Here is a 14055-nt window from a genome sequence, read left to right on the forward strand (position 1 = left end):
GGGGGGGGGCGCTGGGGGTGGGGGGGGGGTGGTCGGGCGGGGGGTGCGGTCATCACCGGAGCATCCGGGGGGGCGGGGCCCCGGCTCCCGGGGGGGGCGATCGCCCCGCAGGGCGGGACGATCGCCCCCACGGAGGCCTCAGAGGTACCGCGCGTACGCGTCCAGCACGCCCAGGACCTCCGCCTCGTCCCCCGGTGGCAGCTGGAGGACCACCTCCTCGCAGCCCAGTTCCTCGTAGTGGGCCAGCTTGCCCGGGTTCGGGAGGACCGCGTACGGGACCAGTTGGAGGGTCTCGGGGGTGCGGCCCGCCTTCTCCCAGGCCTCGCGGAGGACCGGGAGGGACTCCGTCAGGCCGCGGCCGCCGATCGGCATCCAGCCGTCCGTCTGCGCCGCGATCTGCGCGAACAGCTTCGGGCCCGCCGCCCCGCCCAGGAGGATGCGCGGCGCACCGCCCGCCGGCTTGGGCCAGACCTCCGAGGCGCGTACCGAGACCCCGGACTCCCCCGCGTACGCCGTCGGTTCGGGCGCCCACAGGGCCCGCATCAGGTCCAGGCGTTCGCGGCCGAGCTCCCGGCGGGTGGACCAGTCGACGCCGTGGTCCGCGGCCTCCTCCCGGTTCCAGCCGAAGCCGACGCCCAGCGTGAACCGGCCCCCGGAGAGGTGGTCGAGCGTGGCGACCTGCTTCGCCAGCCCGATCGGATCGTGCTGGGTGATCAGGGTGATGCCCGTGCCGAGGCCGAGCGTCTCGGTGACCGCCGCGGCCTGCCCCAGGGCCACGAACGGGTCGAGCGTCCGGGCGTACTCCCGGGGCAGCTCCCCGCCCGCCGGGTAGGGCGTGTCACGGGAGACGGGGATGTGGGTGTGCTCGGGGAGGTAGAGCCCCGCGAAGCCGCGCTGCTCCAGCTCGCGCGCGAGCCGCACCGGGCTGATGGTCTCGTCGGTCAGGAAGATCGTGGTCGAGATCCGCATAGCCGCACGGTAGGGGGTGCGGCGCGGAATTCCGAGGGGTACGAGGGGCCGGTCGTCAGGAACGCGCCGGGTCCACCGCCCGCTGCACCGCCGCCAGGTCCCCGTACCCGCCGTGCTCCCAGACCCTCTCCCGGAAGCGCTGGAGCGTGAGCGGGGTCCGGTCCTCGCCGGGGACGCCCTCGAAGTGGACCGTGCCGCAGCGGTGGCAGTACCAGCCGTGCGACCAGAGTTCCTCCGCGCGGTGCCGTCCGCGCGTCAGGCGGGCGAAGGCGGCCTTGCGTCGCCGCAGCTCGACGACGACCAGGACGGTGACGACCAGGGCGAGGGTCGAGATCCAGCCCAGGAACCCCAGGTCAGGGCCGAGATGAGGCGACGGCGGCGGCCCGAACTGCGTGAAGTCCGGCACGGGCTCGGGGTCGTCCCTGAACCACTTGCCCGCGAGGACCCCGACGAGGAAGGTGCCGACGCAGACGAACCCGGCGACGATGCCGACGCAGCCGATCGCGTGCGTCGGCGACTCCGGCACCGGCGCGAGCGCGTCCGAGAGTCCGGTCGTCACCGTCCGCGTCACGGTCCGCATGTCCCCGTCGCGGTTCCGCTCCCGGCTGGTGACCGCGTCCCGGCCCGCGAGGTACACGGCGGGCACGGCCTGCACCCGGTCGTCGCGGTCGCAGCCCGGGCAGGTGTACGTCGTGCGGCTCATGGCTCCCCCTTCTTCCACGGTCGCGCTGTGGGACGGGAGACGCCACCGCCCGGTTCCTGCCGGCCCGTTGGAAAACCGCCTGCGGCTTCCCGCACCGCCCCCTACCGTGTCCGGGTGCTGAAACGAATCGAGACGTACTACGACTCCGTCCCCCGTTCCTCCGCCCGCGCCGAGGACTTCGGGCCGCTGACCCTCTTCGTGCAGGAGGGACAGGGCTGGCCGTACTACGCCCGCCCGGCGCTCGGGCACGAGGGCGAGGTGTCCGCCGGGGACGTGGAGAAGGTGCGGGCCCGGCAGCGGGAGCTGGGCGTGCCCGAGGCCTTCGAGTGGGTCGCCGAGACGACGCCGGGGCTGCGGGCCGCCGTGGAGGCGACCGGGCTCACCGTGCACGAGCACCCGCTGATGGTCCTGGAGGGCGCGCCGCTCGCCGTACCGGAGCCCGAGGGCTTCACCGTACGGATGGTGGGCGCCGACGACCCGGCCCTGGAGGGCGCCGTCGCCGCCCCGTACGCCGCCTTCGAGGCGGAGCCGCAGCCCGGCACCACCACGCGGGTCGCCGACCGGATCACGGCGGGCTGGACCCGGCTCGCGGCAGCCCTCGACGGCTCGGGGGACGTCCTCGCGGCCGGCCAGCACCAGCCCGTCGGGGCCGTCTCCGAGGTCGTCGGCGTCGGCACCGTCCCGGCGGCGCGGCGCAGGGGCCTCGGGCTCGCGGTCACGGCCGCCCTCGTCGCGGACGCCCGCGCCCACGGCACGGAGCTCGTGTTCCTCACGGCCTCGGACGCGGACGTGGCCCGCCTCTACGGCCGGCTCGGCTTCCGCACCGTCGCGACCGCCCTCATCGCGGAGGCCTGATCGCAGCTGCTCGGTCCCGGGTCCGGAAGAAAATCTCGAAAAACTTCTCCGGCCGTGTCACATCCTCGGCGCGCGCTCCGTCAGTGCAGTGAAAGCGACGCACGAAGCGAACCGAACCGAGGAGCAGTCACCATGGCGCACACGCCCCAGGCCCGCATGACGAACCCCGCCTACCTCCTGGCCGACGCCGCTCCGGCGATCCAGAACCTGGTCAAGGCCACCCGTCGGGGCGGCGTCGACGAGTCGATCCTCGAGCTGGTGCACCTGCGGGCCAGCCAGATCAACAGCTGCGGCTTCTGCGTCGACTACGGCGCCAAGAGCGCCAGGAAGAACGGCGTCAGCGACGAGAAGCTGTTCGCCGTCGCCGCCTGGCGCGAGGCGCCGTACTTCTCCGACGAGGAGCGCGCGGCCCTCGCCCTCGCGGAGGCGGCGACCCGGCTCGCCGACGTCTCGGACGCCGTGCCGGACGAGGTGTGGGACGAGGCCGCCGACCACTTCGACGAGAAGCAGCTCGCCGCGATCGTGCTGATGGTCGCCGTCACCAACCTGTTCAACCGGATCAACGTCACCGTGCGGCAGCCGGCCGGCGTGGGGTTCTGACCATCAGCACGTCCACCGGGTCCTCGGACTCGAGCCCGAACCCCTCCCTCTCGTAGAGACGGCGGGCCGCGCTTCCCTGCAGGACCACGAGCCGGACGGGTACGCCCGCCGCGTCGGCCCGGTCGAGCAGGCCGCGCAGCACCGCCGTCCCGAGGCCCCGGCCCCGGGTCGAGGGGGCCAGGTAGAAGTGCTCCAGCCAGAGCCCTTCGCCCTCCTCGTACGGGCGCACCGTGACGCACCCGGCGAGGGCGCCGTCCACCTCGATCACCGAGGTGTGCTCCGGCGAGAAGCCGTCCCGGAGTCGCTGGCGCACCCGGTGCTCGTCGTAGCGGCCGAGGCGCACCAGGTCCTCGCGCATGACCTCGGCCCGCAGCTCGGCGATCGGCTCGACGTCCTCCGCGCGGCCGGGCCGCAGCGCCCAGTTCGTTTCCCCGTACATGTACGCATCCTAAGGAGCCCTCCGTGTCCGCACGCATGCCCAACCCCGCCACCGTCCTGCCCGACGCCGGTCCGGCGATCTTCCAGCTGATCAAGGCCGTCCAGTCGGGCGGCGACGTGCCCGGCACCACCCTGGGCCTGGTCCACCTCCGGGTGAGCCAGATCAACGGCTGCGGGTACTGCGTGGTCGGCGGGGCCCTCATGGCGCAGAAGGAGGGCGAGACGGACGAGCGGCTGCACGCCGTCGCGGCCTGGCGGGAGACGCCGTACTTCACGGAGGCGGAGCGCGCGGCGCTGGCCCTCGCCGAGTACGCGACCCGGCTCGCGGACCGCCCGGACGCCGTGCCGGACGAGGTGTGGGACGAGGCGGCCCGGCACTACGACGAGAAGCAGCTGGCCCAGATCGTGCTGTGGATCGGCGTCAGCAACCTCTTCAACCGGCTCAACGCGACGACCCGGCAGCCGGCCGGCGGGACCTGGTAGTCGTAACCGGACCCCTGCCGTCCGCGTTGGTGCGGGCATGAAGAGGATCCTCACCGCAGCCGCCCTGACCGTCTTCGCCGCCGCCGGTGCCGCCGGCGCGGCCGCCGGGACCGCGTCCGCCGACACCGGCGGCATGAACCTTCCCTCGGTCGTCCCGCTCAGCGGCGTCCTGACCCCCAAGGCGAAGCCCGCCGGCACGCCGAACCTGCCGCCCGCCAACGCGGCGGTGGAGCGGCTGCTGCCCGGGCATCACTGACAGGTACGAAAAAGACGAAGGTGGCGGACCCCCCACGGGCCGCCACCTTCGCGTTTCTCGGACGCCCCGGCAGGGCGTCAGTCGGCGATCACCATCGACGGGGTCTCCTTCGTCAGGACCTCGCCGCGGAAGAACGCGGGGCTCCGGCGCTGCATGACCAGCATGATCACCACGCCGAGGAGCAGCAGCCCGACGCCGATCACGAAGACCGAGCCGACGCCGAGGACCGCGGAGCCGGAGCCGTACGCCGGGTCCCACATGTCGTAGAGCGTCTTGCCGAAGACGGCGGTGAGCATCAGGCCGCCGAGGAACGGGATCACGCCCTTGAAGGCGAGGTCGCGGACGGAGGTGAAGAGCTCGGCGCGGAAGAACCAGACGCAGGCGAAGGCGGTCAGCGCGTAGTAGAAGCAGATCATGAGGCCGAGCGCGTAGATGGTGTCGACCAGGACGTTCTCGCTGACCAGGGTCATCACGGTGTAGAAGACGCCGGTGGCGACGCCTGCCACGATCGTGGCCTTGCCGGGGACCTTGAAGACGGGGTGGACCCGGGCGAAGGACGGCGGCAGCGCCTCGTAGCTGGACATGGCGAGGACCGTGCGGGCGACCGGGATGAAGGTGGTCTGCAGGCTCGCGGCGGCGGAGGCGAGGACGGCGACGAAGAGCGCGATGCCGAGGACGGGGCCCATGACGGGGCCCGCGAGGGCGGCGAAGACGTTGTCGGAGGTCTCCGGGTTGGCGAGGCCGAGGCCCTTGTCGCCGGAGCCGACGACCATCTGGGCGGCGACGCCGGTGGCCAGGTAGGAGCCGACCAGGACGACCATCGAGATGAGCGCGGCGCGGCCCGGGGTCTTGTCGCTGTCGGTGGTCTCCTCGTTGGCCGTGAGGCAGGTGTCCCAGCCCCAGTACATGAAGATCGACAGCGAGAGGCCGGCGGTGAAGGCCGCGAAGGAGCCGACGGAGAACGGGTTCAGCCAGGACCAGGAGAAGCTCGCCCCGGTCGGGAAGTCGACCGAGCCGGCCTTCGAGAAGGCCATGACGACGAAGACCGCGAGGACGGCCAGCTGGAGGCCGACGAGGGTGTACTGCACGCCCTTGGTGGCGGTCATGCCGCGGTAGCTGATCGCGGTCGCGGCGGCGATCAGGGTGAGGCAGGTGAGGATGTGGACGGCCTTGTTGTCGTCCAGGGCGGCGATCGAGGGGTTGCCGCTGATCTCCCCGGCGAGCAGCCAGAAGTACGAGGTCGCGACGCCGGCCAGGTTGGACAGCACGATGATCGTCGCGATGACGAGGCCCCAGCCGCACATCCAGCCGACCTTGGGGCCGAAGGCCTTCACGGTCCAGGTGAAGGAGGTGCCGCAGTCGGGCATGCGCTTGTTGAGCTCGCGGTACGCGAACGCGACGAGCAGCATCGGCAGGAAGCCCGCGAGGAAGACGGCGGGCATCTGCAGGCCGACCTCGCCGGCGGTGGAGCCGAGCGTGGAGGTCAGGCAGTAGACGGGGGCGACGGTCGAGATGCCGATGACGGCGCTGCCGAGGAGGCCCACGGAGTTGCCGCCGAGGCCCTTGCCGCGCACACCGGAGGTGTCGTCCGGGGCGCCGTTGCCCCTTGCCGTGTCTCCGGCCTGCGGCCGTACGTCCACCTGAGTCATGAACTCGACGTTAAATGCTGCGGTTTCCATATCCGGAGGATCGGACTCCGCTCATTTGATCGATCATCGCCTTGTATTGCGCGGGTCGAACCGGACACTCACCATTGATTGAAAGATCGACCAACCGGACGGGTCGGTCAACCGACAGGTCCGGTGGCGAGTGTCCGATATGCGGGAACCGCAGCAGTGTCCTGAATGTCCGGTTTGAAAATTTCCCATGAAATTTTCGAGACGGTTCTCACCCCGGTCGTCCCCCGGCCGTCACCCCGGCCAGACGACCGCCTGGAGCTCGCTGTACGCGTGCAGCGCGTACGAGCCCACGTCCCGTCCGACACCGCTCTTCTTGAAGCCGCCGAACGGCGCCTCCATGTTCCGGCCGATCGTGTTCACGCCCACCCCGCCGGCCCGCAGCCGGGCCGCGACGCGGAAGGCGCGGGCCACGTCGCCCGACCACACGTAGTCGATCAGGCCGTAGTCGCTGTCGTTCGCGAGCGCGATCCCCTCCTCCTCGTCGTCGAAGGGGACGACCACGACGACCGGGCCGAAGATCTCCTCGCGCACCACCCGCATCTCGTTGGTGCAGTCGGCGAGCAGCGTCGGGGCCACGTAGAAGCCCTTCGCGAAGTCCGGACGCTCACCGCCCGCGACCACCCGGGCCCCTTGCTTCCTGCCCAGGTCGATGTACGACTCCACCCGGTCGCGGTGGGCCGCCGAGATCACCGGGCCGACGACCGTCCCCTTCTCCGCCGGGTCCCCCACCTTCATGAAGGCCAGGTAGCCGGTCAGCTTCTCGATCAGACGGTCGTGGATCCCGCGCTGGGCGAGGACCCGGGTGGGAGCGGTGCAGATCTGGCCGCTGTAGAAGGCGAAGGTCGTGCCGATCCCCATCACCGCCGAGTCCAGGTCGGCGTCGTCGAAGACGAGCGCGGCGCCCTTCCCGCCCAGCTCCATCAGCTGCCGCTTGAGCGAGCGGCCGCAGACCTCGCCGATCGCCTGCCCGACGGCCGTGGAGCCGGTGAAGGAGACCATGTCGACGTCCGGGGAGTCGACGGCCGCCTCGCCGACCGCCTGCGCGGAGCCCGTGACGACGTTCACCACGCCCGCCGGGACCCCGGCCTCCTCCAGGGCCCGGGTCATCGCGTACACGGAGAGCGGGTCCTGCGGGGCGGGCTTCACCACGACCGTGTTGCCCATCGCGAGCGCCGGGGCGATCTTGCCCGCCGGGTTGGCCCAGGGGTTGTTGTACGAGGTGATGCAGGTGACGACGCCGACCGGGCGCCGCACCGCCACCGCGCCGAACACCCCGGCCTTCCCCATCGGGCCGGCCTCGTTGATCTGCGGGGGCAGTGCCTGCTCGACCGGTTCCATCGCCCCGCGCGCGTACCGGCGGAAACGGGAGGCGCCGACCGCGACCTGCATCCCGCGCGCGGTGCCGGTGGTGGCGCCGGTCTCGGCGCGGGCGAGGAGCGTGTTCGCCTCGGCGTCCCGGGCCATCAGGTCCGCGGCCCGGTCGAGGATCGCCGCCCGCTCCTCCGGCTTCGTGCGGGACCAGGTCGCGAAGGCTTCGCGGGCGGCGGCCGCCGCCTCGTACACCTGCGCCCGGGAGGCCTCGGGCGCGAGCCCGACGACCTCCTCGGAGGCCGGGTCGACGACCTCGTAGTGCCCGCCGTCGGGCTCGACCCACTGCCCGCCGATGAAGAGCTTCTCCGTCTTCGTGCTCCGAGTCGTCACTGCGTGCTCACCGTCCTCGTGTCACGGCCCGAGCGCAGGACGCGCCCCGGGATCGCGCCGGTCACCTCGTCGTCCCGTACCGTCTCCACGCCGTTGACCCGCACCGACACGATCCCGACCGCGCGCGAGTCCAGGCGCGGGCTGTCCCCCGGCAGGTCGTGCACGAGGGTCGCCGGGCCCGCGTCGATCCGCTCCGGGTCGAAGAGGACCAGGTCGGCGTGGAAGCCCTCCGCGATCCGGCCGCGCTCCCGGAGCCCGAAGAGCCGGGCCGGGTCGTCGCTCAGCATCTTCACCGCCCGCTCCAGGGGGACCAGCTTCCGGCCGCGCAGGCAGTCGCCGAGGAAGCGGGTCGTGTACGGGGCTCCGCACATCCGGTCCAGGTGCGCGCCCGCGTCCGACCCGCCGAGCAGGACGTCCTCGTGCTGCCAGGTCCCGGCGCGCAGGGCCCAGGATGCCGGGTCGTTGTCGCTGGGCATCGGCCACAGGACGGTCCTCAGGTCGTCGTTGGCGCAGATCTCGACGAGGGCCTGGAAGGGGTCCTGGCCGCGCTCGGCGGCGATGTCGCCGACGACGCGGCCGGTGAGGCCCTCGTTCTCCCTGCTGTACGTGTCGCCGATGACGTACCGGCCGAAGTGCGCGAGCCGCCGGAAGACCCCGGCCTCCCTGGAGTCCGCGCGCCGCAGCATCTCCGCCCGTACGCCGGGGTCGCGGAGCTTCGCGATCCGCTCGGGGACGGGCAGGCCGAGGACCTCGCCCCAGCCCGGGATGAGGTTGAGCGCGCAGAAGGTGCCGAGGGACATGTTCATGGGGGTGAGGATCGGCATCGTGAGCGCGACGATCCGGCCGCCGGACTTCCGGGCCCGCTCGGAGGCGGCGAGCTGGCGCGGGACGCGCTCGGGGACGGCGGCGTCGATGGTGAGGACGTTCCAGTTGAGGGGACGGCCCGCGGCGGCGGTCATCTCGACGAACAGGTCGATCTCGTCGTCGGAGAACTGGTCGAGGCAGCCGGCGAGGATCGCCTCGATCTGGGTCCCCTCGTGCTCGCCGACGGCCCGGGAGAGGGCGATCAGCTCGGCGGGGCCGGCGTGCCGGGAGGCGACGGGGGCGCCGTCGCCGTCGGAGTGCGTGGAGGACTGGGTGGTGGAGAGCCCCCAGGCTCCGGCGTCCATGGCCTCCTTGAGCAGGGTCACCATCTGTGCGAGCTGCTCGGGGGTGGGCTGTCCGCCGACGGCGTCGGCACCCATCACGTACCGGCGCAGGGCGCAGTGGCCGACCATGAAGCCGGCGTTGACGGCGATCCGGCCGTCGAGGGCGTCCAGGTACTCGGCGAAGGAGGACCAGCTCCAGTCCACTCCTTCTTCGAGGGCCTTGAGGGCCATGCCCTCGACCTTCGACATCATGCGGCGCGTGTAGTCGGCGTCCTCGGGGCGGTCGGGGTGCAGCGGAGCGAGGGTGAACCCGCAGTTGCCGCCGGCGACGGTGGTGACGCCGTGGTTCATGGACGGGGTGGCGTACGGGTCCCAGAAGAGCTGGGCGTCGTAGTGGGTGTGCGGGTCGACGAAGCCGGGGGCGAGGACGAGGCCGGTGGCGTCCTCGGTGGTGCGGGCGGTCGCCCCCGGTTCGGGGAGGACGATCCGCCCGTCCCGTATGCCGACGTCGGCGACGCGGGCGGGGGCGCCGGTGCCGTCGACGACGGTGGCGCCCTTGATCAGGTGGTCGAGCATGCCGGTCCCTCTCTGTGGTGCGTGACCGTGGACGTGGGTGTGCCCCGGACCGGGGCCGCCGCGGAACGGCCTCCGGCCGGGGCAGGTACGGGGCGGCGATCCGGGAAGACACCGCCCCGCGCTTCGTCGTGCGCCCGCCTCAGGACCCCGCCGACTGCCTCATCCGGGTCGTCCGGTGGACCGGGTCCGTGTCGATCTCCGGGATCACGTGCTCCCCGATCAGCTTGATCGAGTTCATCGTGTCCTCGTACGAGATCCCGATCGGGAGGCCGAAGGACAGCTGGTCGGCCCCGGCCTGCTCCCAGCGCTTGCACTGCGCCAGGACCTCGCTCGGGTCGCCGCAGATCATCAGCTCCTCGGCGATGAGGAGTTCGATGATCTCCGCGGAGTACTCGGGCAGCAGCTCGGGCCACTCCGGGATGCCCTCCGGCCGCGGGAACGTGTCGTGGTAGCGGAAGAGGAGGGACTGGAGGTAGTTCAGTCCGCCGCCGACCGCGATCTCGACCGCCTTCTCGTGCGTCTCCGCGCAGATCGCCGTCGACGTCACCATCACGTTGTCGTTGACGAAGTCGCCGACCGCCTTCGCCTCCTTGATCGCGTTCTTGTAGGACTCGACGACCCACTCCATGTCGGAGACCTTCTGGACGCTGAAGCCGAGGACGCCGAGGCCCATCTTCCCGGCCATGGCGTACGAGGACGGGGAGCCGGCCGCGTACCACATGGCGGGGTGGGACTTCCCGTACGGCTTGGGGAGGACCTTGCGGGGCGGGAGCGACCAGTGCTTGCCCTGGAAGCCGGCGTACTCGTCCTGGAGCCACATCTTGGGGAACTCGGCGATGGTCTCCTCCCAGATCTCCTTCGTGTGGTTCATGTCGGTGATGCCCGGCATGAACCCGAGGATCTCGTGGGAGCCCGCCCCGCGCCCGGAGCCGAACTCGAAGCGGCCGCCGGAGAGGTGGTCGAGCATGGCGACCTTCTCGGCGACCTTGACCGGGTGGTTGACGGGCGCGAGGGGGTTGAAGATGCCCGAGCCGAGGTGGATCCGGTCGGTCGCGTGGGCGAGGTAGCCCAGGTAGACGTCGTTGGCGGAGAGGTGCGAGTACTCCTCCAGGAAGTGGTGCTCGGAGGCCCAGGCGTACTTGAAGCCGGACTTGTCGGCCTGGATGACGTACTCGGTCTCCTCCATGAGCGCCTTGTGCTCGGCCTCGGGATCGGTCTCGGCACGCTTGCCGACGTATCCCTGTACGAAGATCCCGAATTCCAAGGAAGTTCACCGCCCTCTTTCATGTTTCTGACGATCCGTCAGATTCATCGATGTGCCCGACTCTCGCACCGCCGTGCAGGTGCGTCAATACCTGATGGGACGTCAGAAAAGGCTGACGCCCGCCAGCCAGCCGCCGTCGATCACGAACGGCTGGCCCGTGATGTACGCCGAGTCCGCCCCGGTCAGGAAGAGCGCCAGGGCCGCCACCTCGTCCGGCCGCCCGATCCGCCCGAGCGGCACGAGCTTGCGGTAGAGCTCGGCCGTGGCGGCCGGGTCCACGCCCTCCGGGTTGCTCATGGGGGTGTCGATCGCGCCCGGGCACACGGCGTTCACCCGGATCCCCTTCCCGGCCAGCTCGAGCGCCGCGACCCGGGTCAGACCGAGGACGGCGTGCTTGCTCGCCGCGTACGCGCCGACCCCGGCCATGCCGGTGAGACCCGTGTACGAGGCGGTGTTGACGATCGTCCCGCCGCCCGCCGCGGCGATCTCGGGCGCGACCGTGCGGATGCCCAGGAAGCAGCCGGTCTGGTTCACGGACACGATCGCCTGGAACTCGTCGAGCGGCGTCGAGACCAGCTCGTTGAAGCGGAGGATGCCCGCGTTGTTGACGAGGCCGTCGATCTTCCCGAACCGCCGCTTCGCCGCCGTCACGGCCGCCGCCCAGTCGTCCTCGCTCGTCACGTCCAGACGGACGTACGCCGCCCTGCCCTCCCCCAGCTCCTTGGCCAGCGCCTCGCCCGCCTCGTCGAGCACGTCCCCGAGCACCACCCTCGCGCCCTCGGCGGCGAACAGCCTCGCCTCCTGCTCGCCCTGCCCGCGCGCCGCCCCGGTGACGAGGACGACCCGCCCGTCGAGCTTTCCCATGTCCGCACTCCCTGCTTCCTAGAGATGGGGGGCGACCTCCGTGCCGAAGGCCGCGATCTGGTCGATGAGTTCGGTACGGCTCCGGGACCGGAACCGCACCTGGATCTGGTGCACGCCCATCTCCCCGTAAGCGCGCAGGGAGGCGGCGAGCTCCTCCGGCCGGCCGCTCAGGGTGCGCCGGCCGACCTCCCAGCCGGGCGTGCCGACGTACAGCGCCTCGGTGATCGCGCCGACGGTGACCGGCTCAGCGATCCCGGCCTCCGTGCGGAGTCGCAGCAGCCTCTCGATCTGCGCGGGGAGCCTGTCGCGCGGGTCGCCCTGCGGAAGCCAGCCGTCGCCCTTGAGCGCGGCCCGGCGCACGGCGGCCGGCGAGGAGCCGCCCACCCAGAGCGGCACCCGCTCCTGGGCGGGCCGGGGCAGCTGCCCGAGGTCCTTGAAGGCGAACCGCTCCCCCACGTGCTCCGGGTACTCCTCGGGCCCGAGGGCCGCCCGCAGCGCGTCGACGGTCTCGTCGAGCACGGCGCCGCGCCGCTCGAAGTCCACGCCGAGCGCCTCGAACTCCTCCTGGACGTGCCCGGCGCCGACCCCGAGGACCAGGCGGCCGCCGGAGAGGTGGTCGAGCGTCGCGTACGCCTTGGCCGTGACGAGCGGATGGCGCAGGCCGACGACGGCGACGTGCGAGAGGAGCCGGACCCGCTCGGTGGCGGCGGCGAGGTAGGAGAGCGTGGCCACCGGGTCGTACCAGACGGTGCTCATGGGCCCGGCGAGCCGGCGCGGGATGGCGACGTGGTCGCAGCTGGCGAGGTAGTCGAAGCCGTGGGCCTCGGCGGCCCGGGCGATGGCGACCAGATCCGCCGGACCCGCAGCCGCCTCCCAGGCCTCGGCGTAGAGGGTGCTCTGCGACTGGACCGGCAGCTGCATGCCGTAGACCACCATGAAAACCCCCTTGTACCGGGCACACGGCCCGCATCTGACGGATCGTCACTTCTACGAGCAGGCCCATGCTCGTACCTGACGATCCATCAGGCAAGGGGTGGGGGCGCACCGGAGCGCTCCGGGAACACGACACGCCCCCGCCCGGGCGGCGCGGGGCCGCCCGGGCGGGGGAACGGTCTTCGTGCTCCGGCGCGTCAGGCGCCGTCCGCCGCGCCGGTCGCCCGCACGTGGCGCACCAGGGCCGAGGCGGCCAGGCAGACGATGCCCACGGCGCTCAGGAGCGCCACCGCCTTCGCCCAGGCGAAGGCGGTGCCGAGGCTGCCGCTCAGAAGGTCGACGGTGCGCACGCCCGCCACGCCGTGGAGCGCGATGACGAAGACGGCGACACCCGCGGCGGCGGCCCAGGCGATCAGGGTGTCCCTGGCCGCGAGCCACACCGCGCACGCCAGGCAGAGCACGGTGACGACCACGGACAGCGCCTGCGCGTCGCCGCCCGAGCGCAGACCCGAGAGGTCCGTCGGGAGATGGATGAGGCCGCAGGCGAAGAGCGCGAGCGCGGCGGGCCAGCGCAGTGCCGACCGCAGCGCGGGCGAGGAGGCGGTGTGGCTGCCGGGGCCCGAGGCCAGCGCGGCGTCCAGGGGGGACTTCCGGCCCTTGGGGGCGCTCCGGACGCGCTTGGGGGCGGTGACGGTGGCGGCCGGTGGGGCTTCCCCACCGATGCGTTCACGGCTCTCGCCCTGGCCGCCCGTGGTGGACTGCCAGTCGCCGCCGTCGGCGCCGAGGATGCCGACGAGCTGCACCACGTCCTCGACCGGACGGCCCACCGCCGCGGCGCGCAGCGTGGTCTCGGCCTGGTGGAGGTCGTAGCCGGAGGCGTTGAGGAGGGCGAGCAGCTGGCGCACTTCGCCCAGGGGTCGGGTGACGGCCGCGGCGCGGAGGGCCACGTCCGCGGGGCTGGAGAGTTCGCCGGTCTCCTGGAGGCGGGCCACCAGCGCGGCGACCTCCTCCACCGGCCGCTCGGTCGCCGCGGTCCGCAGCAGCGTGTGGACCGCTTCTTCACCGGTCTCGTCGTGGGCGGACGTCTCGGCGGCGGGCTGGGGCTGCGGGGGCTCGGAGGCGGTCGGGGACTCGGGCACGGTCGGGGACTCGGGCACGGCCTGTGCCTCCGGATCCGCCGGAGAATCCGGGCCGACCGGGGCCTTCGGTGCGGTCTGCGGGAACGCCGCCCCGAGCGGGACCGCCGACACGACGGGGGACTTCGCCGCGACGGGGTACTTCGGGGCGGCGGGGGACGTCGACACGACACGGGGTGCCGTCGGCGTCGAGGCCAGGGGCGGGGTCGGCGCCGGAGTCGGGGTCGGGGTCGGGGTCGGGGGAGAGGAGACAACCGGCTGGCGGGACGGACCCGGGCGGGGCTCTGTGGTGGTCGGTTCTATGTCGTCGTCCGCGGAATGGATGTGCGGGAGGGGGGCGGGGGTCATGTCACAGGCTCCGTTCGTGAACGTCCCCTGGGGGACATCCACTGGCTGTCTCGTGATGTGCAAGAAACGCACACTTGACTACCATTTGTGCGCAGTCCACGA

At 72.4% G+C, this 14055-nt stretch carries 14 protein-coding genes; 4 read left to right on the forward strand and 10 right to left on the reverse strand.

Annotation, left to right across the window (positions count from 1 at the left end):
- Window positions 1–138 precede the first annotated feature (138 nt).
- Entirely contained in the window at window positions 139–969 is an 831-nt protein-coding gene (locus ACFYX3_RS40985; protein WP_376582377.1) for an LLM class F420-dependent oxidoreductase, read from the reverse strand.
- Window positions 970–1024: 55 nt separating this feature from the next.
- Window positions 1025–1672 (reverse strand): hypothetical protein, encoded by a 648-nt coding sequence (locus ACFYX3_RS40990; RefSeq protein WP_389025103.1) that lies wholly within the window; start codon window positions 1670–1672, stop codon window positions 1025–1027.
- 114 nt (window positions 1673–1786) lie between these two features.
- On the opposite strand from ACFYX3_RS40990, the gene ACFYX3_RS40995 reads away from it, so the two are divergent.
- Together ACFYX3_RS40995 and ACFYX3_RS41000 are read left to right on the forward strand one after the other, a co-directional pair.
- Window positions 1787–2527, forward strand: a complete 741-nt coding sequence (locus ACFYX3_RS40995; protein ID WP_389025105.1) for a GNAT family N-acetyltransferase — start codon at window positions 1787–1789, stop codon at window positions 2525–2527.
- A 132-nt stretch (window positions 2528–2659) separates the two neighbouring features.
- The gene (locus ACFYX3_RS41000) at window positions 2660–3127 is read left to right on the forward strand and encodes a carboxymuconolactone decarboxylase family protein (RefSeq protein WP_389025107.1); all 468 of its coding nucleotides are present in this window, start codon (window positions 2660–2662) and stop codon (window positions 3125–3127) included.
- Here ACFYX3_RS41000 and ACFYX3_RS41005 read toward each other — a convergent pair.
- Window positions 3093–3566 carry a GNAT family N-acetyltransferase gene (locus tag ACFYX3_RS41005; protein WP_389025109.1) on the reverse strand — a complete coding sequence of 158 codons (474 nt, stop codon included), beginning with the start codon at window positions 3564–3566 and terminating at the stop codon, window positions 3093–3095. The genes ACFYX3_RS41000 and ACFYX3_RS41005 overlap by 35 nt on opposite strands.
- Window positions 3567–3589: 23 nt before the next feature.
- On the opposite strand from ACFYX3_RS41005, the gene ACFYX3_RS41010 reads away from it, so the two are divergent.
- Window positions 3590–4048 carry a carboxymuconolactone decarboxylase family protein gene (locus tag ACFYX3_RS41010; RefSeq protein WP_389025111.1) on the forward strand — a complete coding sequence of 153 codons (459 nt, stop codon included), beginning with the start codon at window positions 3590–3592 and terminating at the stop codon, window positions 4046–4048.
- 37 nt (window positions 4049–4085) lie between these two features.
- Window positions 4086–4304: a hypothetical protein gene (locus ACFYX3_RS41015; RefSeq protein ID WP_389025113.1), complete on the forward strand. Its 219-nt coding sequence runs from the start codon at window positions 4086–4088 to the stop codon at window positions 4302–4304.
- A 77-nt stretch (window positions 4305–4381) separates the two neighbouring features.
- Here ACFYX3_RS41015 and ACFYX3_RS41020 read toward each other — a convergent pair whose 3' ends face one another.
- From ACFYX3_RS41020 to ACFYX3_RS41050, 7 genes are all read right to left on the reverse strand, one after another.
- Window positions 4382–5953 carry an APC family permease gene (locus ACFYX3_RS41020; RefSeq protein WP_389025115.1) on the reverse strand — a complete coding sequence of 524 codons (1572 nt, stop codon included), beginning with the start codon at window positions 5951–5953 and terminating at the stop codon, window positions 4382–4384.
- 261 nt (window positions 5954–6214) lie between these two features.
- On the reverse strand, window positions 6215–7684 hold the full coding sequence (locus tag ACFYX3_RS41025) for an aldehyde dehydrogenase family protein (RefSeq protein ID WP_389025117.1): 1470 nt from the start codon (window positions 7682–7684) through the stop codon (window positions 6215–6217).
- On the reverse strand, window positions 7681–9408 hold the full coding sequence (locus tag ACFYX3_RS41030; RefSeq protein ID WP_389025119.1) for an amidohydrolase family protein: 1728 nt from the start codon (window positions 9406–9408) through the stop codon (window positions 7681–7683). Before ACFYX3_RS41030 ends, ACFYX3_RS41025 begins: the two co-directional genes overlap by 4 nt.
- Window positions 9409–9547: 139 nt before the next feature.
- Entirely contained in the window at window positions 9548–10672 is a 1125-nt protein-coding gene (locus tag ACFYX3_RS41035) for an LLM class flavin-dependent oxidoreductase (protein WP_116160441.1), read from the reverse strand.
- 102 nt (window positions 10673–10774) lie between these two features.
- Window positions 10775–11536 (reverse strand): SDR family NAD(P)-dependent oxidoreductase, encoded by a 762-nt coding sequence (locus ACFYX3_RS41040; RefSeq protein ID WP_389025122.1) that lies wholly within the window; start codon window positions 11534–11536, stop codon window positions 10775–10777.
- Between the two features lie 18 nt (window positions 11537–11554).
- On the reverse strand, window positions 11555–12472 hold the full coding sequence (locus ACFYX3_RS41045; RefSeq protein ID WP_389025123.1) for an LLM class F420-dependent oxidoreductase: 918 nt from the start codon (window positions 12470–12472) through the stop codon (window positions 11555–11557).
- Window positions 12473–12666: 194 nt separating this feature from the next.
- Entirely contained in the window at window positions 12667–13773 is a 1107-nt protein-coding gene (locus tag ACFYX3_RS41050; protein WP_389025125.1) for a hypothetical protein, read from the reverse strand.
- Window positions 13774–14055: the final 282 nt, after the last annotated feature.

It is taken from the genome of Streptomyces sp. NPDC002463 (genome assembly GCF_042889835.1).
GTDB classification, from domain to species: domain Bacteria; phylum Actinomycetota; class Actinomycetes; order Streptomycetales; family Streptomycetaceae; genus Streptomyces; species Streptomyces nymphaeiformis.

What these genes read in the sequence shown, in the direction of transcription:
- ACFYX3_RS41030 (WP_389025119.1), bottom strand. Translation starts at nt 9,408, where the DNA reads ATGCTCGACCACCTGATCAAGGGCGCCACCGTCGTCGACGGCACCGGC.
- ACFYX3_RS40985 (WP_376582377.1), bottom strand. Translation starts at nt 969, where the DNA reads ATGCGGATCTCGACCACGATCTTCCTGACCGACGAGACCATCAGCCCG.
- ACFYX3_RS41000 (WP_389025107.1), top strand. Translation starts at nt 2,660, where the DNA reads ATGGCGCACACGCCCCAGGCCCGCATGACGAACCCCGCCTACCTCCTG.
- ACFYX3_RS40990 (WP_389025103.1), bottom strand. Translation starts at nt 1,672, where the DNA reads ATGAGCCGCACGACGTACACCTGCCCGGGCTGCGACCGCGACGACCGG.
- ACFYX3_RS41045 (WP_389025123.1), bottom strand. Translation starts at nt 12,472, where the DNA reads ATGGTGGTCTACGGCATGCAGCTGCCGGTCCAGTCGCAGAGCACCCTC.
- ACFYX3_RS41005 (WP_389025109.1), bottom strand. Translation starts at nt 3,566, where the DNA reads ATGTACGGGGAAACGAACTGGGCGCTGCGGCCCGGCCGCGCGGAGGAC.
- ACFYX3_RS41040 (WP_389025122.1), bottom strand. Translation starts at nt 11,536, where the DNA reads ATGGGAAAGCTCGACGGGCGGGTCGTCCTCGTCACCGGGGCGGCGCGC.
- ACFYX3_RS41020 (WP_389025115.1), bottom strand. Translation starts at nt 5,953, where the DNA reads ATGACTCAGGTGGACGTACGGCCGCAGGCCGGAGACACGGCAAGGGGC.
- ACFYX3_RS41015 (WP_389025113.1), top strand. Translation starts at nt 4,086, where the DNA reads ATGAAGAGGATCCTCACCGCAGCCGCCCTGACCGTCTTCGCCGCCGCC.